At 69.7% G+C, this 26,489-nt stretch carries 20 protein-coding genes; 5 read left to right on the top strand and 15 right to left on the bottom strand.

The features are described 5' to 3' along the window. Window positions 1-4: 4 nt before the first annotated feature. The 3 genes from dinB to BJQ95_RS11065 all read right to left on the bottom strand — a co-directional run bounded on the left by dinB (window position 5) and on the right by BJQ95_RS11065 (window position 3,005). Entirely contained in the window at window positions 5-1,273 is a 1,269-nt protein-coding gene (gene dinB, locus BJQ95_RS11055) for a DNA polymerase IV (protein ID WP_130178789.1), read from the bottom strand. Between the two features lie 85 nt (window positions 1,274-1,358). Beyond that, window positions 1,359-1,979: a hypothetical protein gene (locus tag BJQ95_RS11060; RefSeq protein WP_130178788.1), complete on the bottom strand. Its 621-nt coding sequence runs from the start codon at window positions 1,977-1,979 to the stop codon at window positions 1,359-1,361. Window positions 1,980-2,006: 27 nt separating this feature from the next. Then, complete coding sequence (locus BJQ95_RS11065) at window positions 2,007-3,005, bottom strand: LLM class flavin-dependent oxidoreductase (protein ID WP_130178787.1); 999 nt, start codon at window positions 3,003-3,005, stop codon at window positions 2,007-2,009. Window positions 3,006-3,281: 276 nt separating this feature from the next. Between BJQ95_RS11065 and BJQ95_RS11070 the strand changes: the two genes are divergently transcribed. Next, a complete protein-coding gene (locus tag BJQ95_RS11070) occupies window positions 3,282-3,956 on the top strand; it encodes a TIGR03086 family metal-binding protein (protein ID WP_130178786.1) in 675 nt (224 codons plus the stop codon). Window positions 3,957-4,050: 94 nt separating this feature from the next. Here BJQ95_RS11070 and BJQ95_RS11075 read toward each other — a convergent pair whose 3' ends face one another. The 11 genes from BJQ95_RS11075 to BJQ95_RS11125 all read right to left on the bottom strand — a co-directional run bounded on the left by BJQ95_RS11075 (window position 4,051) and on the right by BJQ95_RS11125 (window position 16,778). After that, the gene (locus tag BJQ95_RS11075) at window positions 4,051-5,160 is read right to left on the bottom strand and encodes a VIT1/CCC1 transporter family protein (protein WP_240694882.1); all 1,110 of its coding nucleotides are present in this window, start codon (window positions 5,158-5,160) and stop codon (window positions 4,051-4,053) included. Then, complete coding sequence (locus BJQ95_RS11080; protein ID WP_130178785.1) at window positions 5,157-5,474, bottom strand: hypothetical protein; 318 nt, start codon at window positions 5,472-5,474, stop codon at window positions 5,157-5,159. Before BJQ95_RS11080 ends, BJQ95_RS11075 begins: the two co-directional genes overlap by 4 nt. Then, on the bottom strand, window positions 5,474-6,994 hold the full coding sequence (gatB, locus tag BJQ95_RS11085) for an Asp-tRNA(Asn)/Glu-tRNA(Gln) amidotransferase subunit GatB (RefSeq protein WP_130178784.1): 1,521 nt from the start codon (window positions 6,992-6,994) through the stop codon (window positions 5,474-5,476). Before gatB ends, BJQ95_RS11080 begins: the two co-directional genes overlap by 1 nt. Beyond that, window positions 6,994-8,541 carry an Asp-tRNA(Asn)/Glu-tRNA(Gln) amidotransferase subunit GatA gene (gene gatA / locus BJQ95_RS11090; RefSeq protein ID WP_130178783.1) on the bottom strand — a complete coding sequence of 516 codons (1,548 nt, stop codon included), beginning with the start codon at window positions 8,539-8,541 and terminating at the stop codon, window positions 6,994-6,996. Before gatA ends, gatB begins: the two co-directional genes overlap by 1 nt. A 5-nt stretch (window positions 8,542-8,546) precedes the next feature. Continuing rightward, window positions 8,547-8,843 carry an Asp-tRNA(Asn)/Glu-tRNA(Gln) amidotransferase subunit GatC gene (gatC, locus tag BJQ95_RS11095; RefSeq protein ID WP_130178782.1) on the bottom strand — a complete coding sequence of 99 codons (297 nt, stop codon included), beginning with the start codon at window positions 8,841-8,843 and terminating at the stop codon, window positions 8,547-8,549. A gap of 36 nt (window positions 8,844-8,879) precedes the next feature. Beyond that, window positions 8,880-10,316, bottom strand: coding sequence for an alpha/beta hydrolase (locus tag BJQ95_RS11100; RefSeq protein ID WP_256041354.1), 1,437 nt, complete (start codon window positions 10,314-10,316; stop codon window positions 8,880-8,882). A gap of 234 nt (window positions 10,317-10,550) precedes the next feature. Further along, window positions 10,551-10,781, bottom strand: a complete 231-nt coding sequence (locus BJQ95_RS11105) for a hypothetical protein (RefSeq protein ID WP_130178926.1) — start codon at window positions 10,779-10,781, stop codon at window positions 10,551-10,553. Window positions 10,782-10,963: 182 nt separating this feature from the next. After that, entirely contained in the window at window positions 10,964-11,968 is a 1,005-nt protein-coding gene (locus tag BJQ95_RS11110) for an NAD-dependent epimerase/dehydratase family protein (protein WP_256041355.1), read from the bottom strand. Window positions 11,969-12,058: 90 nt separating this feature from the next. Beyond that, window positions 12,059-14,374 (bottom strand): NAD-dependent DNA ligase LigA, encoded by a 2,316-nt coding sequence (ligA, locus tag BJQ95_RS11115; RefSeq protein ID WP_256041356.1) that lies wholly within the window; start codon window positions 14,372-14,374, stop codon window positions 12,059-12,061. Further along, complete coding sequence (gene mnmA, locus BJQ95_RS11120) at window positions 14,367-15,548, bottom strand: tRNA 2-thiouridine(34) synthase MnmA (RefSeq protein WP_130179236.1); 1,182 nt, start codon at window positions 15,546-15,548, stop codon at window positions 14,367-14,369. Before mnmA ends, ligA begins: the two co-directional genes overlap by 8 nt. A 21-nt stretch (window positions 15,549-15,569) precedes the next feature. Then, window positions 15,570-16,778: a cysteine desulfurase family protein gene (locus BJQ95_RS11125; protein ID WP_130179233.1), complete on the bottom strand. Its 1,209-nt coding sequence runs from the start codon at window positions 16,776-16,778 to the stop codon at window positions 15,570-15,572. Window positions 16,779-16,866: 88 nt separating this feature from the next. On the opposite strand from BJQ95_RS11125, the gene glgX reads away from it, so the two are divergent. Continuing rightward, the gene (gene glgX / locus BJQ95_RS11130) at window positions 16,867-18,924 is read left to right on the top strand and encodes a glycogen debranching protein GlgX (RefSeq protein WP_130179232.1); all 2,058 of its coding nucleotides are present in this window, start codon (window positions 16,867-16,869) and stop codon (window positions 18,922-18,924) included. Then, the gene (gene ybaK, locus BJQ95_RS11135) at window positions 18,921-19,412 is read left to right on the top strand and encodes a Cys-tRNA(Pro) deacylase (protein ID WP_130179231.1); all 492 of its coding nucleotides are present in this window, start codon (window positions 18,921-18,923) and stop codon (window positions 19,410-19,412) included. Before glgX ends, ybaK begins: the two co-directional genes overlap by 4 nt. Before the next feature lie 9 nt (window positions 19,413-19,421). Here ybaK and glgP read toward each other — a convergent pair whose 3' ends face one another. Further along, window positions 19,422-22,010: an alpha-glucan family phosphorylase gene (gene glgP / locus BJQ95_RS11140; RefSeq protein WP_130179230.1), complete on the bottom strand. Its 2,589-nt coding sequence runs from the start codon at window positions 22,008-22,010 to the stop codon at window positions 19,422-19,424. A gap of 92 nt (window positions 22,011-22,102) precedes the next feature. Here glgP and BJQ95_RS11145 point away from each other — a divergent pair, with 92 nt between their 5' ends. After that, window positions 22,103-24,181 carry a maltotransferase domain-containing protein gene (locus BJQ95_RS11145; protein ID WP_370688332.1) on the top strand — a complete coding sequence of 693 codons (2,079 nt, stop codon included), beginning with the start codon at window positions 22,103-22,105 and terminating at the stop codon, window positions 24,179-24,181. Further along, window positions 24,178-26,394: a 1,4-alpha-glucan branching protein GlgB gene (gene glgB, locus BJQ95_RS11150; RefSeq protein WP_130179229.1), complete on the top strand. Its 2,217-nt coding sequence runs from the start codon at window positions 24,178-24,180 to the stop codon at window positions 26,392-26,394. Before BJQ95_RS11145 ends, glgB begins: the two co-directional genes overlap by 4 nt. Window positions 26,395-26,489 lie beyond the last annotated feature (95 nt).

A 26,489-nucleotide genomic window follows, 5' to 3' on the forward strand; every position in this document is an offset into this window, starting at 1 on the left:
GAGGCTACTCCCCTTCCCCTTGCGGTGTCCCGAAGGGGTGCACGTCACGCTTCGGAGAACTGCCGCCACGCAGCTGCGACGCCGGCCGCACGATCCCCCGGCCGAACCTGGCGGTGACGGTGTCCACGGCCAGCTCGGCCTCGCGCCAGTCGTCGTCATCGTCCCACAGGCCCATCCCGGCGCCGTCACCGGTGCCGAGCTGCTCGGCACGCACCCCGATGAGGCGCACCCGGATGCCCCGGGCGGCGAGCACGTCGAAACTCGCGGCGACCTCTTCGTAGATCCGCCGCCCCACATTGGTTGCCTCGCTCAGGGTGCGGGAGCGGGTCACCGTACTGAAATCGGCGTAGCGCAGCTTGAGCACCACCGTTCGCGCGACCAGGCCGTTACCGCGGAGCTTCGCGGCCACGGCGTCGGACTGGCGCAGGAGTTCACTCCGCAACCGGGCCACATCCGTGACGTCGTGCTCGAAGGTGACCTCGTGACCGATGCTCTTCTCGTCGCGGTCGAGGTTGATCCTGCGCGGATCGATGCCCCAGGACAGGTCGTGCAGCTTGTGCGCGGCCGCGACGCCCACGGCACGCTGCAACAACTCGACCGGGGCGTGCGCGATGTCGCGCACCTGCCGAAGCCCGAGCCCGAGCAGGGCCTGTTCGGTGGTGGCGCCGACGCCCCACAGGGCGCCGACGGGCAACGGATGCAGGAAGGCGATGGTGTCCTCCGCGGGAATCACCAGCAGGCCGTCCGGCTTGGCCCGGCCGGACGCCAGCTTGGCCACGAACTTGGTCGACGCGGCACCGACCGAGCACGTCAGCCCGGTTTCGGCGAAGACCCGCGCACGGATCTTCTCGGCGATCTGGGCCGGCGAGCCGTGCAGGCGCCGGGCACCGGTCACGTCCAGGAACGCCTCGTCGATGCTGAGCGGTTCGACCATCGGCGTCATGTCGCCGAAGATCCCCATCACCTGGCGGGATACCTCCGCGTACCGGCTCATGTGCGGCTCGAGCACGATCGCGGCCGGGCAACGGCGCAGGGCGATGGCCATGGGCATGGCCGAGTTGACGCCGTACTTGCGGGCGACGTAGTTGGCGGCGGTCACCACGGACCGGCCGGAGCGGTGGCCGATGACGACGGGCAGGTGCACCAGTTCGGGGTGGTCGAGCAGCTCCACTGACGCGAAGAACGCATCCATGTCGATGTGCAGCATCGTGGCGGTGGTGTCGTCGACGTCGGCACCGGTGGTCTGCCGGTCGCTGCCATCCTGCCTGCTCATGCCGCACCACGCCCTTCTGCCGAACCGGCAGCAATCCAATCGAAGCTACCTTCGACAGTACAGGGTTGGTGCGGCGTGCGGCCGGTCAGAACCCGCCGAAGTCGCCGCCACCGAAGTCGCCACCACCGCCGAAGTCGCCCCAGCCGCCGGAGTCGCCGCCGACATCGCCGCCGGAGTCCGCCGTGGTCTCGGCGGCGGGGTCGGTGCCAGAGTCCGTGCCGGTGTCTCCGGAGTCGCCGGATGCATCCGCCTCACCGCCGGCATCGGGCAGGAAGGCGCCCACGATGGCCGAGCCGACGACGTAGCCGGCGACGGTGCCCAGCAGGGAAGCGCCGAGCATGCTGCCGAAGCCGGGACCCTGACGGCCGCCGGCCTGATCGCCGCCGAACGCCCGGTCCAGGGTGCCCGGCTGGCGGAGTTCGGCCCGGGTGGCGGACTTGGCGAGGGTGGCCGGTTCGGCGTTGGCCGGGCGTTCACCCTCCATCGCGTTCTCGGTCAGCTGTTGGAAGAGCAGGTTGCGCTGCTCGTCGGTGAGCTTGCTGAAGGCCTCGGTGTGCACCTGCTCGATGGTTTCGGGCGGCGCCGTGCGCAGAAGGTACCGGTAGCGCTCCACCGCGATCTCATCGTCGGTGCGCTGGGGCGCCGCCGCGCGGCGGGGCTGCTCCGGCTGTTCGGGTCGGCCCAGGAGGCGATCGAGGAATCCCATGTGTCTGCTCCTTTGGTTTGCTCCAGCCTAGGCGGCACCCGAGCGAACCGACAGGACCGTGGCCAGCGACTCCAGCGCTTTCACAGGGTCGGTGCCGGCCGGGAGGAGGACCACGCTCGTGGCCCCCGCCGCGTGCAGCTCGTCGATGCGCCGTCGTGCGGATGCGGCGGTGCCGACCACCGCCAGCTGGTCGACCCACTGCTCGGGCAGCGCTGCCGCGAAGTCCGCACGGCTGGCGCTGGTTGCTCGCAGAGCGTCGAATTCCGCAGCGAACGGCAGAACCCGGATGTGCGGGGCCCAATCGGGGTCGCCGATCCACTCCAATGCCGGACGCACGAGGGCGCGCGCCACGGCGGGATCCTCGTCGACAGCGGCCGCGTTGTAGGCCACGACGTGTCGTTTCGCCAGAGGCGGTCGGAGGTCCGGGAACCCGAAATCGGTGGCGGCCTCGTCGCGGCCGGCATCCAACGCGGCGATCGCGGCGGCGAGGTATTCCGGTGTGACGGGTTCGGCCAACACCACCCCGTCCGCGCAGGCGCCGGCCAGCTCGAGGGACTTCGGGCCCCGCACGCCCGCCAGGATCGGCGGAACAGTGGCGGGGGCGGCGGCGAGGACCACGGCATCCGCCCGGGTATACCGGCCGGATGCCGTGACGTTCGCTCCGCGCAGCAGGGCACGCATCAGGTCGATATTTTCGGCGAGCATGGCCAGCGGACTGGCCGGCCAACTGCCGGTCTGCCGCATCCAGCCCGGCATGCCGTGTCCGATTCCAACCTGCAGCCGCCCGGGGAAGAGCTCGGCGAGGGTGGCGATCTCGAGGGTCGCGAAGCAGGGATTGCGGGCGGCCGCGGGCAGGATCCCGATTCCCACGACGATGGTCGATGAAGCGGCGAGCACTACGGCGGCCTGCGCGATTCCCCCGCGGAAGAAGCAGTCCTCCACCACCCAGATCTCGTCGAAACCGAGTTCTTCGGCCCGGCGGGCGTAGGGCACAAACTGCGCGGCGGGCAGGTCGCGTGGAAGCATGACGGCAATGGCACCTGACACTGGGGACCCCGTTCGGTCTGGCCGACGGCGGGGTCGGCTGGGTTCTGGCTGGGTTCTGGCTGGCTTCTACATCGAAGCTGACTTCTTTGCAGAAATTCTCGCACGGGCGAGACGAACCGGTCTCCCCCCGGACACCTCCAGGCAAGGGGACAGTGATTCGGCGGGCTCCAGTGACAAATGACGCGGGCACGGAATGCCGGGGTGCCCGGTGTCGTTGCACCCAGCACCGGCCTTTCCCCTCTGGGCGGATGCCGCATGACCGATCAACGAAGTGAGCCCACTGTGACCACCCACGCCACCGCGCCGACCGACAGCACCACGACAACAGACACGGCACTGCCCGCCGATTCGACGGACTCAGCCCCGCAGGTCGACTGGTACACCCTGCAGAAACAGGCCCACCGCGAGTTCGCACGCCGCATCGCCGCCGTCGACGACTGGAACGCGCCGACCCCGGACAAGGAATGGACCGTGGGCGACCTGGTCCGCCACGTCGTCCACGAGCAGCAGTGGATCCCGCCGCTGCTGGCCGGGTTGACCCTGGACCAGGCCAGGCGCCGGGTCGATCCACTGGGCGACGACCTCGCCGCCGAATGGCACACGCACTCCTCGCTCGCCACGGCGGCCTGGCAGGCGGCTCCCGCGGATGCGTCGGTGCAGCTCTCCTACGACACCGTCACGGTGCTGGACTACCTGCGCGAGCAGGTGTCCGACGTGACGATCCATTCCTGGGACCTGGCCAGGGCCACCGCAGCCGACGAGGTCCTGGACGACGCGTTGGTGGCCGCCGTCTGGACGGTGTTCGAACCGCAACGGGACGCACTGGAGGCCAGCGGCCTGTTCGATTCCCCGGTTCCGATGCCCGAGGATGCACCGCTGCAGTCCCGGCTGCTGGCCTTGACCGGCCGCGACGACCGCCGCCTGGACTAACTGTTGCTCATGCGGACAAGTGCACCCGGCGCACCGGGACCAGTTGTCCGCATCGGAAACAATTCCGGCCAGAAGGGCCGGCCGGGCGCTGCTGTTACGCGATCGTGGTGCCGAAGAGTAGGCCGAGCAGGTAGGTCACCCCGGCGGCGCCGAAGCCGATCACGAGCTGGCGCAGTGCCCTCTTGAGCGGCGGCCCGCCGGAGAGCAGCCCGACGACCGCGCCGGTGGCCAGAAGCGCCAGGCCCACGAGCACGGCGGCGACGACGATCGCGGCGACACCCTGCATGCCGAACAGGTAGGGCAGCACCGGCAGCAACGCCCCGGAGGCGAAGAAGCAGAAGCTGGAGATCGCGGCGCCCGCCCCGGTGCCGATGGCCTCGTGCTCGTCGATGGCGGGTGCGGCCGACGCGTTCAGCCGACTCACATCCAGGGCGCCGGTGGCCATGGCCACGGTGCTCAGCACCTCCCGGGCGTGCACCTCGGCTTCCTCGGGCGTCATGCCCTGGGCGCGGTACACCAGGGTCAGCTCGTTGGCCGCCTCGTCCAGGTGCGAGAGCACGCTCCGGGTGGCCGGGTTCGGGGTGGATGCCTCCAGGAGTTCTCGTTGCGAGCGCACCGACACATACTCCCCCGCGCCCATCGACAGGGCGCCGGCGAGAAGACCGGCGATGCCGGTGAAGAGGATGGTGGCGGTGGGTACACCGGTGGCTCCGATGCCCAGCACCAAGGCGAGGTTGCTCACCAGGCCGTCGTTGACGCCGAACACCGCAGCCCGGAACGTGCCGGACAGGCGCTGGCGACCGCGAGCGGCGAGCCCGCGCACGACCTCCTCGTGAATGCGCTCGTCGGCGGCCATGGCGCTGGTGGCGTCGGCGTCGCCGTCGTAGGGCGATCTGGCCTCGGCGCGCTGGGCGAGGGCGAGCACGAAGACCGAACCGAACCGGCGCGCCAGCAGCCCAAGGACCCGGGTGCGCAGTGCGCCCTTCCGGGGCGCTCCGACCCTGTCGCCCAGCAGTGCCCGCCAGTGTGCTTCGTGCCGGCCCTCGGCGTCGGCGAGGGCGAGGAGGATCTCGCGTTCCTCGCCGCTTCGCCGGCCGGCCAGGTCCCGGTAGACGGCGGCTTCGGCCTGTTCATCGGCCAGGTACCGCCGCCACCGACGGATGTCTGCCTCGGCGGGCTGGGTGAGGTCGGCCACGGCGATCACGACTCCGGAGCTGCCTCAAGCGAACCCTGCGACACGCGTGCCGATTCGTGCGGGCCCGTGCCGTCGAGACCGTAGAACGGTTCCTCGAAGTGCACCACCCACACCGCTTCCTTGCCCACGACGGGGGCGTAGAGCGCCGAACCGACCAGCTCACCGGGCGCGGTGATGACTCCGATCGGGTCCTCCACCAGCGAGTCGGGGTAGCGGCTGCGGTCCAGTCGCACCACCACCTGCATCCCGACGCCGAATGCGCCAGCCACACCCGTGGGCGCGGCTGCCGGCGCGTCAGCCTGGCGGCGCTTGAAGAGGGCCATTATTCTGCCGGCTCCGCTGGGGCACTGCCGGCGCGTTCGAGCACGAGCTCGCGCACCCGGGCCGCATCCGCCTGGCCGCGCATGGCCTTCATGACCGCGCCGATGACGGCACCGGCGGCCTGCACCTTGCCGTCTCGGATCTTCGCGAGCACGTCGGGCTGGGACGCCAGGGCCTCGTCGATGGCCGCGATCAGGGGGCCGTCGTCGCTGACCACGGCCAGGCCGCGGCTGGCGACGACCTCGCTGGGCGTGCCCTCGCCGGCGATGACACCCTCGAGCACCTGGCGGGCCAGGCGGTCGGTGAGGGTGCCGTCGGTGATCAGGGCGATCAGCGCGGCGACCTGCGCCGGCGTCACGAGGCTCTCGGCGGTGACGCCGGCGGCGTTGGCCAAGCGGGCGATCTCGCCGGTCCACCACTTGCGGGCGGCCTGAGCGGGCGCGCCGGCGGCGATGGTGGCCTCCATGACGTCGAGGAGGTCGGAGTTGACGACGTCCTGGAACTCGAGGTTCACGAAGCCCCAGTCGGCCTGCAGGCGCTTGCGGCGGGCCGCGGGCGGCTCGGGCAGGGTGGCGCGCAGCTCTTCGACCCAGGCGCGCGACGGGGCGACGGGTACCAGGTCGGGCTCGGGGAAGTAACGGTAGTCGTCGGCGTCGCTCTTGGGCCGACCCGCGGAGGTGGTGCCGGTGTCCTCGTGCCAGTGCCGGGTCTCCTGCGTGATGGTGCCGCCCGCGGTCAGCAGCGCCGCCTGGCGCTGGATCTCGTAGCGCACGGCACGTTCGACGCTGCGCAGCGAGTTGACGTTCTTGGTCTCGGTGCGGGTGCCCAGGATGTCGGAGCCGCGCGGGCGGAGCGACACGTTGGCGTCGCAGCGCACGTTGCCCTCTTCCATCCGCGCGTTGGAGACGCCGAGCGCCTTGACGATTTCACGGATGGCGGCGACGTAGGTCTTGCCGATCTCCGGGGCGTCGGCCTCTGCGCCCTCGATCATCTGGGTGACGATCTCCACCAGCGGCACGCCGCCGCGGTTGTAGTCCACCAGCGAGTAGTCGGCGCCCTGGATGCGTCCGGCCGCGCCGCCCATGTGGGTGAGCTTGCCGGCGTCGTCCTCCATGTGCGCGCGCTCGATGTCCACGGTGACCTGACGGCCGCTTTCCAGCTCGATGGTGAGCTGGCCGTTGAACGCGATCGGTTCGTCGTACTGCGAGGTCTGGAAGTTCTTCGCCGTGTCGGGGTAGAAGTAGTTTTTGCGGGCGAACCGGCTGGTCTCCGCGATCTCGCAGCCGAGGGCCAGCCCTAAGCGGATGGAGGACTCGATGGCCTGACGGTTCACCTGCGGCAACCCGCCGGGCAGACCCAGGCAGGTGGGGCAGGTGTTGGTGTTGGCCCCTGAGCCGAATTCGTTGGCGCAGCCGCAGAACATCTTGGTCTTGGTGTTGAGTTCGACGTGCACCTCGAAGCCGAGCACCGGCTCGAACAGTTCGAGGGCCTTGTCGTAGTCCATCAATTCGGCTTTCTTCATTAGACGGCTCCCCCTTCGGTTGCGAACATTTCGGTGTTGGCCAGCGCGGGCGCCCGGCTGAGTAGGGTGTGCCCCCAGTGCGCCTCGAGCAGCTGCTCGACGGCGGCGCCGAAGGTGTACAGGCGGGCATCCGCGCGGGCGGGCGCCATCACCTGCAGGCCGACCGGCAGGCCGTCCTCCGGGGCGAGGCCCATCGGCAGGCTCATGCCGGGGATGCCGGCGAGGTTGGCCGGGATGGTGGTGATGTCGTTCAGGTACATCGCCATCGGGTCGTCCATCTTCTCGCCGAACTTGAACGCCGTGGTGGGCGCCGTGGGCGAGACGAGCAGGTCGACCTTGTCGAACGCGGCGGTGAAGTCGCGTTGGATGAGCGTGCGCACCTTCTGGGCGCTGCCGTAGTAGGCGTCGTAGTAGCCGGCGCTGAGGGCGTAGGTGCCGAGGATGATGCGGCGTTTGACCTCGTCACCGAATCCGGCGTCGCGGGTGGCGGCCATGACACGCTCGCTGGTGAGCGGGCCGTCTTCGGGGTTGACCCTGAGGCCGAAGCGCACGGAGTCGAAGCGGGCCAGGTTGCTGGACGCCTCTGCGGGCAGGATCAGGTAGTAGGCGGAGACCGCGTACTCGAAGTTCGGGGCGCTCACCTCGCTGACGATGGCGCCGGCGGCGGAGAGCAGGGCCAGGGTTTCTTCGAAGCGCTGAGTGACACCGGCCTGGAAGCCCGCGCCGTTGAGTTCCTTGATCACGCCGATCCGCACGCCCGTGAGGGCGCCGTCCTTCAGGCCCGCCTGAGCGGCGGCGGCCATCGACGGCCAGGCATCCGTCAGCGACGTGGAATCGAGCGGGTCGTGCCCGCCGATCACGTCGTGCAGCAGAGCCGCGTCGAGAACGGTGCGGGTGACCGGGCCGACCTGGTCGAGCGAGGAGGCCAGCGCGATCGCACCGTAGCGGGACACCCCGCCGTAGGTGGGTTTGACGCCGACGGAGCCGGTGACGGCGGCGGGCTGGCGAATCGAGCCGCCGGTATCGCTGCCGAGCGCCAGCGGCGCCTCGAACGCGGCGACGGCGGCCGCGGAGCCACCGCCTGAGCCGCCGGGGATCCGGTCGAGGTCCCACGGGTTGTGGGTAGGGCCGTAGGCGGAGTGCTCGGTGGAGGAGCCCATCGCGAACTCGTCCATGTTGGTCTTGCCCAGCGGGATCAGGTCGGCGTCGCGGATGCGGCGGACCACGGTGGCGTCATACGGCGGAATCCAGCCCTCGAGGATCCTGGATCCGGAGGTGGTGGGCATGTCGTGAGTGGCGAGCACGTCCTTGATGGCGATGGGCACACCGGCCAGGGGGCCGAGCTTCTCGCCGGCGGCGCGGCGGGCGTCGACCCGGGCGGCGGTGGCGAGGGCGGCATCGCGGGCCACGTGCAGGAACGCGTGCACGTCAGGGTCGACGGCGTCGATGTGGTCCAGGTGCGCGCGGGTGACGTCGACGGAGCTGACCGAGCCGTCGACGAGCAGGCCGGCCAGGGCGGCGGCGGTCCGGTTGATGAGGTTGGTCACTTGGGTTACTCCTCGTCCAGGATGGCGGGCACGCGGAATTTGTCGCCGGCACGGTCGGGGGCGCCGGACAGGGCCTGGTCGACGGTGAGCGAGGGCACGACGACGTCGTCGCGGAACACATTGGTCAGCGGCATCGGGTGGCTGGTCGCGGGAACGTCGGGCGTGGCGACCTCGGCGACCTTGGCGACAGAGTCGACGATCTGGCCGAGCTCGACCGTGAGGCGATCGATTTCTGCCGAGCTGAGGTCGATCCGGGCGAGGTTCGCCAGATGGGCAACCTGCTCGGCCGTGATTTCAGACATGAAACTCCCAAGAAAATCGAAGCGGAAGCCTCAATTCTATTCAATGCCGTCGGTGGCCAGGTCCGCGTTGTCGGTGCCGATCAGCGCCATGTTGTGCAGAGACTCGCTTCCGGGCTTGAAATAGTCGTTGTGGCCGATGGATCCGTCGAGCCAGTCACCGGTCACAGCGTCGGCCGCGCCGCTCACGCCGAGGGCCTTGGCGCCGTAGGAAGACGCGCCGGGATCGCTGCCGAAAAACGCCGAGTTCACGGCGGGGTCCCAGTCGGCCTTGCCGACGAAGACGTTCCCGCCTGCGACCTTGAGCCGGTCGGTGGACTGGATCTCGCTGCCGGGCGAGCCGACGACAACGAGAGCGTCGACTTCCACCGAACCGTTGGCCAGCGCCATGAGCGACACCGTCGAGCCGTAGGAGTGCGCGAACACCGAGATGAAGGGCTGGTCGCCGCCCCTGCTGGCGCGCACACCCGCCCACGAGGTTTCAAGGAAGCCGGCCCCGGCCACGGCCCGGTCACGCCCGCCGACGGAGAACAGGTCAGGCGCTTCGTAGCCGATCCAGGCGATCGTGGCGATGGTCTTGGCGCGGGTCGCCGCAGCATCCGGGTACCCTGTTACGAGCCTGACCGGGGTGCTCCCGGCGGCCGTGACGGGCGCGTGGACGGATGCGGTCTGGGCTGTGGGGGGCTCGGAGGTCGCGGGCGCGCCGTCGCGGACGGCCAACACGGCCACTTCTTCGCGGTAGACGTCGTCGGCCACTGTGGTCCAGTTCACCATCTGCGGCTCGACCTGGTAGTTCATTCCCGGCACCAGGTAGCCGATGTAGTCGGCGGTGTCCGGGTTGCCCAGGGCGATGGCCGCCCGGCCGGACCCCGACGTGTCGAGCAGGATCAGGCTGCGCTTGGGCCCGCCGTCGCTGGGGTGCAGCGCCAGAGATACCTGGGTGAGCATGGCGACCAGACGGGTCTGCCGGTTTGCCTCGGCATCCGACAGGTGGCCGTCGAGGGCCCGATTGGCCTCGGCGAAGGATTCGCGCAGGTAGTTCTCGTTGGCGCGGCTGCGCTGGGCCAGCGGCACACCGTCGAGGTTTCCTACCAATCGCGGTGTCGCGGCGGCGAGGGTGGCCCGCTGGGTGGCATCCAGCAGCGTCCACCAGGCCGACACCATGCCGGCTTCGGGCGGGGCTGCCAGCAACGTGTCGATGTGGGCGGGGTATTCGGCGGCGAATCCGGCCAGGTCGGCCAGGCCGAGGTGGGACATGCCCACGAGTAGGTTCGACCCGGCCATGGTGCGCAATTTGGCGGCGTCGATGTCGACGGCGGCGGCCTGCACCTCGAGCTGGGTCCACGCCGGCGAGGCGCCCACATCACCTTGACGGTCCGAGACCCGGGTGGACACGGTCTGGTGCACGCTGATCTGGGTGTATTCGGGTATGGAAACGGGCCCGCTCAGCCCGGCCAGGGCAAGCGAGGCTGTCACCAGTGCAGCGGCCTCGAATAGCACGACGCGTCCCGTCCCCTCCCGAACGAATGAGTAGCATGCAGACTCAGCGCCACTGGTAAGTCCTGCGCCCTCAGCCTATCGATCAGCAGGGGGGTCGCACTGCCCCTCATTCAGGGCGATCGGGGGCCCGATGGCCCGATTTCAGCGCACTGTTTCCGGCAGGTTTCCGGCTCGGGACTTCTCGACCCTTTCAAGGTGAACTTCCGGGGCTCAAAGGATGAGGCTGACCCCGATCAAGGCCCCGATCACCACGACCACTCCCAGCAGCAGGCCGGTCGCCCGGCCGATGCGACGGCGGCTGACGGTGCCAGGGCGGAAAGCTGATCGTGACACCCGGTCCAGGTTGGGAAACAGCGCCTGGAACGGCGGTTCGCGCGGCTCCAGGAGCTGCGGCGCGGCTGGTTCTTCGGTTGGTCGGTCATCGTCCTTGATGGGATCCATGCCCTCAGCCTAGTAATGCGGCGTGGGCCCGGCCGGGTGGTCACGGCTCGGGCCTCACCTGTTGCCCGTGCGGACATCTGCACCCGATACACCGGGACCATTTGTCCGCACGGGGAACAGTTAGCGCGGGGCGGGGCGGGCGGCGGGCGGGGCGGGGCGGGGCGGGCGGCGGGCGGGGCGGGTCAGCCGGCGGCGAGTTCGGCGAGCAGGGCAAGCTCGTCGGCGTCGGCGAGCCCGGCCCGGCGGGGGCCCTCCGGCACGCGGAGGCGTTCCCAGCGTAGGGTGTCGGCCAGGGTCTGGGCCAGCGGGCGGGTGACCAGTCCCGCGGCACGGGCCGCGGCGCCGTCCCTGGCGTTGAAGCCGGCGTAGTCGGGCAGCGGCAGCCAAAGCGGCAGGGACCGGGGCCCCGACCACGGCCCGACCTCGTGGTCGAGCAGCCAGTGGGCGGCGGCGCCGACGATCGGGCCGGTGTGACCGGCAACCGCTCGCGCCACCGAGAGATGTTCGGCCAGCGTGACGGTCTCGCCCGTCGCATTGAAGATTCCGGTGGTGCCGTCCTCGCCCGCATCGACGATCCACTCGGCCAGGTCGCGCACGTCGATCAGCTGCGTCAGAAGGCCCGGCGTGTCCGGGACCAGCACGCTCCCGTCGGCGCCGGCGGGTTCGCGGAACCGCAACGGCCAGTAGCCGCTGCGGTCGGAGAGGTCGCCGGGTCCCCCGATCAGGCCCGACCTGACGATCAGCGACCTGTCGGCGCCGAACCCCGCCAGCACCCGGTCTTCGCAGGCGACCTTGGCCTCGCCGTAGGACTCCATCGACTCGATCACATCGCCCGGAAGCGCCTCGAGCAGTTTCCCGCGCTCGTCCTGCCCGGGGGTGGCGGCGTCGGCGTACACGTTCCCCGATGACACGAAGGTGTACGAGGCGGCGCGCTCCCCCAGCGCCTGCACGGCGTCGGCCACCTGTCCCGGCTGCCTGGACACATCCACGACCACATCCCAACCCTCTGAGGCGACCTCCGCATACGCATCCGGCCGGCTGCGGTCACCCCGCACGAAGCGGATGCCGGCCGGCACCTGACCGGATTCGCCACGCGCCAGGCAGGTGACTCTGTGGCCGTGGTGCATCGCCGCCGTCGCGATGGTGCTGCCGAGCCAGGCCGTACCGCCGAGAATGAGGAATCGCATGGGGCCAGCTAACCCAACCTGCGCTCCCCACGGCAAGGCAGTTCGCTCTGGGCACAGAGACCGGCCGGGTGCACCGGCCGTTCTCTGCGGCTATTCGGTGTCGGTGCTCACCGTGGCCGCGTCCTCCACCTCGGCCGCAGGCTCTGCCGCGGCATCCGCCGGCACGGCGTCGGGCAGGCCGGCCGGGCCGTGTTCGAGCAGCAACCGGAACTGGTCGGCGTTGATGATGCGCACCCCGAGGGCCTCGGCCTTGGCCAGTTTGGAGCCGGCGCCTGGGCCGGCGGCCACGAAGTCGGTCTTCTTCGACACGCTGGAGGCGTTCTTGCCACCGGCGGCGATGATCGCCTCGGCGGCGCCCTCACGGGTGAAGCCCTCCAGCGAGCCGGTGGCCACGACGGTGAGTCCGGTGAGCACTCCCCCGGCTGCGGCGGCGGCGCCGGGCCCTGGGTGCCCCGGCGTCGTGAACTTCACCCCGGCGGCGGCCCAGCGATCGATGATCTCGCGGTGCCAGTCCACCTCGAACCAGTCGATCACCGCGTCGGCGATGATGCCGCCGACCCCGTCGACCTCAGCGAGCTCGTCGCGGGAGGCCGCACGAATCGCCTCCAGCGACCCGAAGTGGTTGGCTAGGGCCCGTGCGGCCACCGGACCGACGTGCCGGATGTTCAACGAGACCAGGATCCGGGCCAGCGGTTTGGTCTTGGCCAGCTCGATCTCGTTGATCAGTTTCACGGCGTTGGAGGACGGCTGCGGGCCCTCCAGCCCGGCCTTCTTCTCGGCGGCGGTCGGGTTCCGGCGGAACGGGGAGCGCTGGCGCACGGTGCCGTCCTCGTCTTCTCGCGGCAGGCCCGTCTCGGCGTCACGGACCACGACGGTGATCGGCAGCAGGTCGTCGATGGTCAGATCGAACAGCCCCGCCTCGGTGTCCAGCGGCGGGGTCTCCGGCACCGTGGGCTGGGTGAGCGCCGCCGCGGTGACCTCGCCGAGCACCTCGATGTCCAGGGCGCCACGAGAACCGATGTGCTCCACCCGGCCGCGCACCTGGGCGGGGCAGCTGCGCGCGTTGGGGCAGCGCAGGTCGATGTCGCCTTCTTTGGCGGCCTTGAGCGGGGTATGGCAGACCGGGCAGTTCTGCGGCATCACGAATTCGCGTTCGGTGCCGTCACGCAATTCCACGACCGGGCCGAGGACCTCGGGGATCACGTCGCCGGCCTTCCGCAGCACGACCGTGTCGCCGATGAGCACGCCTTTGGCCTTGACCACGTCCTGATTGTGCAGGGTGGCCTGCCGCACCACGGACCCGGCCACCCGCACCGGTTCCATCACGGCGAACGGGGTGGCCCGACCGGTGCGGCCCACGCTCACGACAATGTCGAGCAGCTTGGTGTTCACCTGTTCCGGCGGGTACTTGTAGGCGATCGCCCAGCGCGGCGCCCGGTTGGTGGCGCCGAGTTCGTCATGCAGGGCGAGCTCGTCGACCTTGATCACGATGCCGTCGATCTCGTGTTCCACGCTGCCGCGGTGTTCGCCGAAGTACCCGATGAACTCGGATGCCTCGCCAGGCGTGGCGACGACCGCGAAGTGGGTACTGGTGGGCAGACCCCAGCCGGCGAGGAGGGCGTAAACGGCGGACTGAGACTCGGCGCCGGGCTGCTGCCAGGCACCGATGCCGTGCACGAGCATCCGCAGCCGGCCGAGCCTGGCCTTCATCAGGGCGAGCTGGTCGGCGTTCTTGCTTTCGGCCTTCTGCCGCAGCGACCCGCTGGCGGCGTTGCGGGGGTTGGCGAAGACGCGCTCCCCGGCGGCGCTCTGGGCGGCGTTGAGCTCTCGGAAGGACTCGACGGGGAAGAAGACCTCTCCGCGCACCTCCATCAGTGGCGGATGCCCGGTGCCACTCAGGGTGCGCGGGATGCCGGGCACCAGGGCGATGTTCTCGGTGACGTCCTCACCGACGACGCCGTCCCCGCGCGTGGCGGCGCTGACCAGCACGCCGTTCTCGTACCGGAGGTTGATGGCCAAGCCATCGATCTTGAGTTCGCACAGGAAGTGCACGGCCCGGTTGGCGCTCACCTGCACCTTGGCGGCCCACGCCTCGAACTCGTCGATCGAGAACACGTTGTCGAGGCTGAGCATGCGCTCGGCATGCTGCACCGGGTCGAAGAGGGTGGTCTCGGCGCGGCCGCCCACGGTCTGGGTGGGGCTGTCCTGGCTGGCGAGTTCGGGGAAGAGCCGTTCGAGCTCTTCGAGGCGATGGATCAGGCCGTCGTACTGGGCGTCGGAGACGATGACCTCGTTGCGCTCGTAGTACGCGTCGCGGGCCTCGAGAATGCGGGTGGTCAGGCTCGCGGCCTCCTGCCCGGCGGCGGCCAGCGCGGCCACCGGTGACGCTCCGGTGGCGTCAGGCATTGACCGAAGCGGAGTCGGCGGGAACCGTGCCTGCGACGTCATCGCTCGCGGGGACCGGCACGGCACTGACGGTGCGGTCGATCGTGCACTGGCCCAGCACCCGGGTACCCACGTACACGACGGCGGTCTGGCCCGGTGCCACACCGGTCAGCGGCTCGGTCGGCAGGATGCGGAGCTCGGTGTGAGCCTCGACCGGCGGGGTCGCGGCGGGGTCGGCGGGAACGCTGATCACCTGGGCCACGGCGGGTTCGGGGTCGGCGTGCGCGCGGATCTGCACGTGGCAGACGAATTCGATCTCGGGGTGCTCGGGCGCCCGCCCGGCCCAGGTGAACTTGGTGCCGGCGATCTCCTTGATGGCCAGGGCTTCCTTGGGTCCCACGACGACGGTGTTGGTGATCGGGCGCACCTCGAGCACGAAGCGCGGCTTGCCGTCGGCGGCGGGCGTGCCGATCGAGAGGCCCTTGCGCTGGCCGACGGTGAACGCCACGGCGCCCTCGTGCTGGCCGAGCTTGTTGCCCTCGCGGTCCAGGATGTCGCCGGTTTCCGGGGCGACCCGCTCGCCCAGCCAGCCGCGGGTGTCCCCGTCGGGGATGAAGCAGATGTCGTAGGAGTCCGGCTTGTTCGCCACCGAGAAACCACGCTCGGCGGCCTCGGCGCGGACCTCGGCCTTGGACGGCGTGGCGCCCAGCGGGAACATCGAGTGCGCGAGCTGCTCCTTGGTGAGCACACCGAGCACGTAGGACTGGTCCTTGGCCCAGGCACTGGCCCGGTGCAGTTCCCGGTTGCCGTCGGCATCCGTCACGATCGAGGCGTAGTGGCCGGTGCAGACGGCGTCGAAGCCGAGCGCCAGGGCCTTTTCGAGCAGCGCGGCGAACTTGATCTTCTCGTTGCAGCGCATGCACGGGTTCGGGGTGCGGCCGGCGGCGTACTCGTTGATGAAATCATCGACCACGTCGAGCTTGAACCGCTCCGAGAAGTCCCACACGTAGTACGGGATGCCGATGATGTTCGCCGCGCGTTGGGCGTCCATCGAGTCCTCGACCGTGCAGCAGCCGCGGCTGCCGGTGCGGAGCGTGCCGGGCATGCGCGACAGGGCCAGGTGCACCCCGACCACCTCGTGTCCTGCCTCGACCGCGCGGGCTGCGGCCACGGCGGAATCCACCCCACCGCTCATTGCTGCCAGAATCTTCACTGGTTAAGTGTACGCACGTGGCGCCGAGTCGGCCATTCCCGCGCCGATTGCTTGCGCCCAGGCCGTCGGAAGTGCGCTGATCAGGGCATCGACGTCGGCCTGGGTGGAGGTGCGGCCCAGCGTGATCCGCAGCGCGCTCCGAGCCTCGGCCAAGCTCCGGCCCATGGCGCGCAACACGTGGGAGGGCTCGGGGATGCCCGCCTGGCAGGCCGACCCCGTCGACACCGACACGCCGGCGACGTCGAGCAGGAACAGGAGCGAGTCGCCCTCGCAGCCGGGGAAGGTGAAGTGGGCGTTGCCGGGCAGCCGGCCGGCCGGGTCGGGGTCGCCGTTGTACACGGCGGACGGAACCGCGGCGGTGACACCGGCGATCACGGTGTCGCGGAGCGCCCGGAGGCGCCGGCCCTCGGTCTCGAGCTCGGACGTCACGGCGGTGGCGGCGACCGCGAACGAAACCGCGGCAGCCACATCCTGGGTGCCACTGCGCACCTGGCGCTGCTGGCCGCCGCCGTGGATCAGCGGCACCACCGTTGCGGTGCGGGAGAGCACCAGGGCGCCGATCCCCACCGGTCCGCCGATCTTGTGCGCCGAGAGACTCAGCGCCGAGACGCCGGTGGCGTGCAGGGCGGTGAAGTCGATCGCAAGGTGGCCGTAGGCGGAGATGGCGTCCACGTGCACCGGGATGCCGTGGGCCGCGGCGAGCGCCGCCACCTCCCGAATCGGCTGCAGGGTGCCCACCTCGTTGTTGGCGGCCAGCAGCGTGACCAGGGCCACGTCGTGCGGGTTCGAATCGATGGCGGCGGCGAGGGCAGCCACGTCGACGCGGCCCAGCCCGTCCAATGGGATCCACTGCACGGTCGCCCCCTCCTGCTGGGCGAGCCACTCCACGGTGTCGACGGTGGCGTGGTGTTCCCCGCCGGGGACGAGGATGCGGGTTCGCGGGGCCCGAGCCCAGTACAGGCCCTTGATGCCCAGGTTCACCGCCTCGGTGCCGCCGCCGGTGAAGACGACTTCGATCGGGTCACAGCCCACGCTCGCGGCGACCCGTTCGCGGGCCTCTTCGAGCATCCGTTTCGCGTTCTGCCCCTGGCTGTGAATGGATGCGGGGTTGCCGACGACGGCCATCGCCTCCGCGTACGCGGTGATCGCGGCCGGCAGCATGGGTGCCGTGGCCGCGTGGTCGAGATACGCGTGGTCAAAGTACACCGACATCTGCTCGCCTCCTTCGCTGATCCGGCGCCCGGCCCTACCCGTCCGGGCTGGTCGGAGCATACCGTTCGTACTGATTACTCTAGATCTCATGACTCCAGCTGACTCCCTCCGCAATCTGGGCGTCCGCGCTACGAGCAATGGCGGGGAGCTCCGCGTCTGGTCCGAACACGCCGAGGCCATCGAACTGTGCATTTTCGACCACACCGATCCCAACTGGATCGTGCGCACGGTGGCCATGGTGCGCGACTCCCACAACGTCTGGGTCGGCCGTTCCCGCACCCTCACCGCCGGACGCCGCTACGGTATCCGGGTGTCCGGCCCCGCCGGACCGACACACTCCTTCCACCCGGAGAAAACCCTGATCGACCCGTACTCGCGGGGTCTGGCCCGGGTGGGTCCTGACCAGTGGCAGTCCACCATGGTCGACGGCGGTTTCGATTGGGCCGGGGCCGTCAAACCCAACACGCCGATGGACCACACAGTGGTCTACGAGGCGCATGTGCGAGGCATGACCAAGCTCAGCCCGTCGATGCCGGTGGAGCTGCGCGGCACCTACGCCGGGCTCGCGCACGAGAGCACCATCGCCTACCTCAAGAACCTCGGGGTGACGGCGGTGGAGTTGCTGCCCGTGCAGTCCTTCGTCTCCGAGCAGCGCCTGATCAAGCAGGGCCTGTCGAACTACTGGGGCTACAACACCGTCAACTTCTTCACCCCGCACGCCGACTACGCCACCCAGGCTTCCCAGTCCGAGGGGCCGGAAGCGGTGCTCCGCGAGTTCAAGGGCATGGTCAAGCTGCTTCACGAGGCCGGCCTGGAGGTCATCCTCGACGTGGTCTACAACCACACCGCCGAGGAGGGCCCGGCCGGCCCGGTGACGAGCCTGCGCGGCATCGACAACGCCACCTACTACCGGCAGAACGCCACGGGCCACTACATCGACGTGACCGGATGCGGCAACACCGTCAACTTCAGCCACGAGGTGCCGATGCGGCTGGTGCTGGACTCCCTGCGCTACTGGGCCAACGAGGTGCAGATCGACGGGTTCAGGTTTGACCTGGCCGCGACACTCGGCCGCGACGGCGAGGTGCACTACACTCCGGATCACCCCCTGCTCACCGCCATCCGTGACGACCCGGACCTGGCCGGCGTGAAGCTGATCGCCGAACCGTGGGACGTGGGCATGGGCGGCTGGCAGACCGGCAATTTCCCGTCCGGCTGGACGGAGTGGAATGACCGGTACCGCGACCGGATGCGGTCCTTCTGGCTCACCGACGTTGCCGCGGTGCGCAACCACTCCACCTCCGACAGCGGCATCGGCCGGTTCGCCTCCCGTCTGGCCGGCTCGGCCAACACCTTCTCGCTCGAGCGCGGCCCGCTCGCCTCGCTGAACTTCATCACCGCGCACGACGGTTTCACCATGGCCGACCTCACCGCTTACAACGTCAAGCACAATGTGGGCAACGGTGAAATGAATCGCGACGGCACCGACGGCAACAATTCCTTCAACCACGGTGTCGAGGGTCCCACCCGCGACGTCCTGGTGCTGCGCACCCGGCGCCGGGCAATGCGCAACCTGCTGGGCACCCTGCTGCTCTCCGCCGGCGTTCCGATGCTCACCGCGGGCGACGAGTTCGGCCGCAGCCAGCGCGGCAACAACAACGCGTACTGCCACGACAGCGAGCTCACCTGGCTGGACTGGAACTTCGACGACTGGCAGCAGGACCTGCACAGGGTCACCCGGCAACTGCTCGCGTTGAGGCGGGACAACCCTGCGCTCCGCCCGGTGCGATTCGGCCGGCCGGGGCAGACCACGCTCAGCGCCAGCCAGATGGACTGGTACAACGCGGCAGGGGCGTCGATGTCGGAGGCCGACTGGAACTCCCCGCAGGAACGCACCCTGCAGTACCTGGCGGCGAGCACCCCCGAGCATGAAGCCTTCAACCGCATCCTGCTGATCGTGCACGGCCTGGAGACCCCCACCGATGTGACGTTGCCGCTGCACTCGGGGGTGTCCGGCTACACGGTGCTGTGGGATTCCAGCCATGACGACATCCGCGAGGTGCAGAACGCCTACGCCCCCGGGGCCAGCCTCACCATGGGCGGCACCTCGATGCTGCTGCTGCGGGCCGAAGAAGCCCGGGCGTGACCAAGCCGGATGCCGGCGGCACCCCCGCCACCGTGGCGTTGCTGCAGGCGGGCATCCGGTTCACCGCCCACCACTACCCGCACGACGCGGCCGTGGCCGGTTACGGCCTCGAGGCCGCCGACAAGCTCGGACTCGACCCCGACCAGGTGTTCAAGACCCTCCTCGCCGACACGGGTGGCACCCTGGTCGTCGCCATCGTTCCCGTCTCCGGCCAGCTGGACCTCAAGGCGCTCGCGACTGCCGTCGGCGCCAAGAAGGCGGTCATGGCCGACCCGGTTCTCGCCGAGCGCAAGACCGGTTACGTCGTGGGCGGGATCAGCCCGATCGGCCAGAAGGCCCGGCTGATCACGGTGCTCGACGAGACCGCCGAGCTGTTCGACACCGTCTATGTCTCCGGCGGTCGGCGCGGCTTCGACCTCGAGCTCTCCCCCGCCGACCTGATCGCCGTCACGGCCGCGACCGTGGCCGCGATCGGCCGGGACCGGTGACGCACCGGCTCAGCCGGCGACGGCCACCAGCCCCATCTCGGCGGGGCTGATCAGCAGCTCGTTCCGCGGCACGACGCGCACTGTGTAGCCGAAACCGCCGGACCGGTCGAGCTCGACGGTGCCGGTGAACAGCGTCGCCGCGCCGGGCAGCACGGTCTCGGTGGCGTCCTGCCCCAGGGTGTCGTTGATCGGTTCGAGAGCCTGGGTGCTGACGTTGGTGAGGTCGTCACCGCCGGAGCTCTTGCCGTAGACCACCTGCACCGTCACATCCTCCGGCGCCAGGCCGTTCAGGTACACGTGAGCGCGGAGACGCAGTTCGTCGCCCACCTGGGGAACCGGGGCGACACCGCCGGATTCCACGTGCGCGACCGCCACGCCGGGCCACGCGCCCACGATCCGGGCCTTCCAGAGGGCCAGCTCACGGGCCGCCCGGTAGTTGTTGGCCGACAACCGGGCCTCGGAGGCGCCGGCGGGACGGTACAGCTTCTCCACGTATTCGCGCACCATGCGGCCTGCGTTCAGCTCCGGGGAGAGCCCGGCCAGGGTCTGGCGGATGTTGGCAACCCAGCGTTCGGGTACGCCGTCGCGGTTGCGCTCGTAGAACGGCGGCGCCACCTGGTGCTCGATGAGCTCGTACAGCGCCTCCGCCTCGATCCTGTCGCGCTCGGACGGGTTGGTGCTCGCGTCGGCGGAGGGAATCGCCCAGCCGTTTTGGCCGTCGAAGTACTCCGGCCACCAGCCGTCCAGGATCGACAGGTTGAGGGCGCCGTTCAAGGCCGCCTTCATGCCCGAGGTGCCGCAGGCCTCCAGCGGGCGCAACGGGTTGTTCAACCACACGTCCGTGCCCGGGTACATCAGCTGTGCCATGCCGATGTTGTAGTCGGGCAGGAACGCGATGCGGGTGCGGAGCTCGGGGTCGGCCGCGAACTGAACGATCCGCTGGATCAGCCGCTTGCCCTCTTCGTCGGCGGGGTGCGACTTGCCGGCGATCACGATCTGCACGGGGTGGTCGGGGTGCAGCAGCAGGGCGCGCAGCCGCTCGGGGTCGTGCAGCATCAGGGTGAGCCGTTTGTAGGTGGGCACCCGGCGGGCGAAGCCGATGGTGAGCACGTTCGGGTCGAAGACCTGGTTGATCCACGACGGAACAATGCCGCCGGGGTTCTGCACCAGCCAGGCGGCCCCGATGCGACGGCGGGCGTCCTCGACGAACTGGCGGCGCATGTCACCGCGCACCTCCCAGAGGTCCTGGTCGCTCACGACGGGCGACGCCCAGTCGGCCGTGGAGGTGTCGGTGGCGCCGAGCCGGTTCGCGGCGAGGGCCTTCAGCGCCGGGTCGGTCCAGGTGGGCGCATGCACCCCGTTGGTGATCGAGGTGATCGGCACCTCGCTGGCGTCGAATCCCGGCCACAGGCCGCTGAACATCCGCCGGCTCACCTCACCGTGCAGTTTCGAGACGCCGTTGGCGTGCTGGCCGAGCCGCAGGCCCATGATGGCCATGTTGAACACGTCGGGCGACCCACCCGGGTAGCTCTCGGCGCCGAGGCTCAGCAGGTCGTCCACGGCCACGCCGGGCAGCAGGTCGGTTTCGAAGTACCGGCGCACGAGGGAGGTCTCGAACCGGTCGATGCCCGCCGCGACCGGCGTGTGGGTGGTGAAGACCGTGCCGGCCCTGGCCACCTGGAGCGCCTCGGCGAAGCTCAGCCCCTCCCCGATCAGGCTGGAGATGCGTTCGAGGCCGAGGAACCCGGCGTGGCCCTCGTTGGTGTGGAACACCTCGGGCTCCGGCTGACCGTTGAGGTTGCTCCACAGCCGCACGGCCCTGGCACCGCCGATGCCGAGCAGCAGCTCCTGCAGCAGGCGGTGTTCGCCGCCACCGCCGTAGAGCCGGTCGGTCACCTGGCGCAGCTCGTCGGTGTTCTCGGGGATGTCGGTGTCCAGCATCAACAGGCGGATGCGGCCGACCCTGGCCTCCCAGACGCGGGCGTGCAGGGTGCGATCGTCCGGCAGAGCCAGGGACACCTGCACGGGCGAGCCGTCCGCCCGGCGCAGCACGGACAGCGGCAGCCCGTCGGGGTCGAGCAGCGGGTAGCTTTCCAGCTGCCAGCCGTCGGTGGAGATCGCCTGGCTGAAATAGCCGGCCTTGTAGAACAGGCCGACGCCGACAAGGGGAACGCCGAGGTCCGACGCGCTCTTGAGGTGGTCGCCGGCCAGGATACCGAGGCCGCCAGAGTACTGCGGAAGCGCGGCCGCGATGCCGAACTCGGGCGAGAAGTAGGCGATCGACGCGGGCTTCTCCCCTTCCAGCCCCTGGTACCAGCGCGGCTGCTCGAGATAGGCCCGCAGGTCGTCGCGCACCTGGTTGACGCCGGAGACGTAGTCCTGGTCGTTGGCGAGCTCCTGCAGCCGGGCCGGATCGACGGCGCCGAGCAGCGCGACGGGGTCGGTGCCGATGCTCCGCCACAGCTCCGGGGCGATGTGTTCGAACAGCTGCCGGGTGGGCTCGTGCCACGACCAGCGCAGGTTTCCGGCCAGCTCGTCGAGCGCGGCCAGCGCCTCGGGCAGGACTGCACGGACGGTAAATTTACGGATCGCCTTCACGAATCTCACCTTACGGGCGCCACGTGTCCATCGGGTAACAAACCTGTGCGTGTGGCCCCACCGATTCGGCCCCCGTTCGCTACGGTAGTTGTGTGGCCAAGACAGCAAAACGAACCGGTACCGCCCTTTCAACGCCGAGCATCGCGGACGCCCCGACCAAACTCGGTCGCATCCCCGTCCTCGACCTCTCCCCGCAGCTGAACGACAACCTCTGGCCGGCGAAGGCTTTCGCCGGTGAAGTCGTGCCGTTCGCCGCGACGGCGTTCAGGGAAGGGCACGACGCCATCGGCGTGATGCTCCATCTCACGGCACCCGATGGCACCCACACCCAGCATCCGATGCGCCTGGGCGCACCGGGCACCGACCGGTACGAAACCCTCGTGCGCCTCGATCTGCAGGGCTCCTACACCTACCGGGTGCGTGCCTACGCGGATGACTTCGCCACCTGGGTGCACAACGCCGCCATCAAGGTCCCCGCCGGTATCGATGTCGAGCTGATGTTCCTGATCGGGTCGACGCTCCTGGCCGCGGCGGGAAAGGACCTCAAGCGCCCCACCGCCCAACGCCGGCTGTTCGCCGCCGCCGCGAAGACCCTGACCAACACGAAGCTCACCCTCGCGGACCGGCTCGCCGTGGTGCACGACCCCGCCCTGGCCGCGGCCGCGGCCGTGCGGCCCCTCGCCAGCCTGGATTCGTTCTCCGACGAACGCACCGTGCGGGTCGAACGCACCCGCGCCGGCGTCGGCTCCTGGTACGAGTTCTTCCCCCGGTCAGAGGGCGCCGTGCAGAACGACGACGGCAGCTGGCAGAGCGGCACCTTCCGCACCGCCGCGGCACGCCTGCCCGGCGTCGCGGCGATGGGTTTCGACGTGCTGTACCTGCCGCCGATCCACCCGATCGGCCGTTCCTTCCGCAAGGGACCGAACAACACCCTCGATGCCGACGAGAACGACCCGGGGTCACCGTGGGCGATCGGCTCCGAAGCGGGCGGCCATGATGCCATCCACCCCCAACTCGGCACCATCGACGACTTCAGCTTCTTCCTGTCCGCGGCCGGCGCCGAAGGTATCGAGGTGGCCATCGACCTGGCCCTGCAGGCCTCGCCCGATCACCCCTGGGTGCGCGAGCACCCCGAGTGGTTCACCACGCTGCCCGACGGCACGATCGCCTACGCCGAGAACCCGCCGAAGAAGTACCAGGACATCTACCCGATCAACTTCGACAACGATCCCGCCGGCATCCGTGCCGAGGTGTTGCGTCTCGTGCGCTACTGGATCGGCGTGGGCGTGAACATCTTCCGGGTCGACAATCCGCACACCAAACCGCTGGACTTCTGGGAATGGCTGATCGGAACGATCAACGCCGAGTCGCCCGACGTCGTTTTCCTCGCCGAGGCATTCACCCGACCCGCGCTCCTGCAGGGCCTGGCCAAGGTCGGCTTCCAGCAGTCGTACACCTACTTCACCTGGCGCAACACCAAGGAGGAGCTCGAGGAATTCTTCGACGGGCTGGCCCATGACACGGCCGATTTCCTGCGGCCCAACCTGTTCGTCAACACCCCGGACATCCTCTCGGAGTACCTGCAGTTCGGCGGGCCGTCCGCGTTCAAGATCCGTGCGGCCCTCGCCGCGACGGCCGCGCCCACCTGGGGGCTCTACGCGGGCTTCGAGCTCTATGAGAGCGTCGCCCGCCCGGGCGCCGAAGAGAACATCGACAACGAGAAGTACGAGCTGCGGCCCCGCGACTTCGCCAAGGCCGAAGCGCTCGGCAAGTCGCTGGCGCCGTTCCTGGCGCGTCTGGGCCACATCCGGGCCGCGCACCCGGCCCTCCGGCAGCTCCGCAACCTCGACATCCACTCCAGCGACGACGATTCGATCCTCGTCTACAGCAAGTACCTCTCCGGCGAATTCACCGATGACGGTCGGACCGACGCGCTGATCATCGTCGCCAACGTCGACCCGCACTCCGTGCGTGAGACCGTGGTGCACCTGGATGTGAGCAGGTTCGGCCTTCCTCTGGGCTCCCACTTCGAGGTGGAGGACCTCGTCACCGGTGCCGTGTGGACCTGGTCGGCCGACAACTTCGTGCGCCTCGACGCCTTCACCGAACCCGTGCACATCCTGCACGTGCGGATCCCACAGGTACCGACCCAGAACGGACTGGCCGAATGAGACACGCCACCGGCCGACCCGCCGACGAACTGCCCGCTTTCTCGGCGCACATCCTCGAGACGGTTTCCGTCGGTTCGTATTACAACCCGCACGAGGTACTCGGTCAGCACCTGCTCGACCTGCCCGACATCGCCGACCCGCTCACCGTCATCCGTGCCCTGCGGCCTCTGGCGATCGAGGTCGTCGCGGTGCTGTCCACCGGCGCCCGCGTCGAACTGGCCCACCTGGGGTACGGCATCTGGCAGGGCGTGAGCGCCATCGGCCCGCAGGACTACGAGATCGAAGCGCACTACGAGGGCGGCCCGGCCTGGATCAGCGACGACCCGTACCGGTACCTGCCCACTCTCGGCGAGCTCGACCTGCACCTGATCGGCGAGGGACGGCACGAACGGCTCTGGGATGTTCTCGGCGCCCACGTGCGCACTTTCACCGGGGTCACCAAGCCCGTCAACGGCACGTCGTTCTCGGTCTGGGCGCCGCACGCCCGCGCCGTGCGGGTCATCGGGGACTTCAATAGCTGGTCCGGCGTGCTGCACTCGATGCGCAACATGGGCAGCACCGGCGTCTGGGAGCTGTTCGTTCCCGGCCTGGCGGCCGGCTCCAACTACAAGTTCGAGATCCTCACGCAGGCCGGCGAGTGGGTGCAGAAGGCCGACCCGATGGCCCGCTACACCGAGATCCCGCCGCTGACCGCCTCGGTGGTCGGCGAGACCGACTACAGCTGGAATGATGCGGACTGGCTGGCCACCCGCAGCGCCACCGACCCGCACGACCGGGCGATGAGCGTCTACGAGATGCACGTGGGCTCCTGGCGGCCCGGCCTGGGCTACCGGGCACTGGCCGACGAGCTGATCGGCTACCTCGAGGAACTCGCGTACACCCACGTGGAGTTCATGCCGCTGTCCGAGCATCCGTTCGGCGGCTCCTGGGGATACCAGGTCACCGGCTACTACGCGCCGACGAGCCGGTTCGGCCACCCGGACGACCTGCGCTACCTGATCGACCGGCTGCACCAGGCCGGTATCGGCGTGATCATGGACTGGGTGCCCGGCCACTTCCCCAAGGACGAGTTCGCCCTGGCGCGCTTCGACGGTCAGGCCCTGTACGAGCACCCGGACCCCCGCCGCGGCGAGCAGATGGACTGGGGCACCTACGTCTTCGACTTCGGTCAGATGCAGGTGCGCAACTTCCTGGTCGCCAACGCCCTGTACTGGCTCGAGGAGTTCCACATCGACGCGCTGCGCGTGGACGCGGTCGCCTCGATGCTGTACCTGGACTACTCGCGGAAAGACGGCGAGTGGGAGCCGAACAAATTCGGCGGCCGGGAGAACCTCGAGGCGATCAGCCTCTTGCAGGAGATCACCGCGACGGCCTACAAGCGCAACCCCGGCACGATCATGATCGCCGAGGAGTCCACCAACTGGCCCGGCGTCACCGGGGCCACCTCCGGAGGCGGACTCGGCTTCGGGCTCAAGTGGAACATGGGCTGGATGCACGACTCGCTCGAGTACATGAGCGAAGACCCGATGCACCGCAGCTACCACCACAACGAGATCACCTTCTCGTTCGTGTACGCGTTCAGCGAGAACTTCCTGCTGCCGATCAGCCACGATGAGGTCGTGCACGGCAAGGGCTCACTGATCGCCAAGATGCCGGGCGACCCGTGGCAGCAACTGGCCAACGTGCGGGTCTACCTGGCCTTCATGTGGGCGCACCCTGGCAAGCAGCTCCTGTTCATGGGCTCGGAGTTCGGCCAGCGTTCAGAGTGGAGCGAGGAGCGCGGCCTGGACTGGTGGATGCTCGACCAGCCCGGCCATCGCGGCCTGTTCAACCTGGTCGGCCAGCTCAACCGGGTGTACCGGGACACGCCCAGCCTCTGGGCCCGTGACAACGAGCCGGGCGGGTTCGAACTGCTCGACGGCGGCGCCGCGGCAGAGAACGTGGTCACGTTCGTGCGCTGGGACAACGACGGCACTCCGGTGGCCTGCCTGTTCAACTTCTCCGGCCGACCCCACACCGGCTACCGGGTGGGCCTGCCCCAGGCCGGTGTGTGGGAAGAGATCCTCAACACGGATGCCGAGAACTTCGGCGGCTCGGGCGTGGGCAACCTCGGAGTGGTGGACGCGTTCGCCGAGCCGTGGGCCGGCCGGCCGGCATCCGCCACCCTCACCCTGCCGCCGCTCGGCGCCCTCTGGCTGCGCCTGCGCCGCTAACAGCACTCGGGGACCAAGAAAGCGCCCCGCGTGGTCACCTCAGTGCGCTGAGGGGACCACACGGGCGCTTTCGCGTGCCGCGCCTGGGCTCGTAT

Source organism: Cryobacterium sp. SO1 (assembly GCF_004210215.2).
Taxonomy (GTDB): Bacteria; Actinomycetota; Actinomycetes; order Actinomycetales; family Microbacteriaceae; genus Cryobacterium.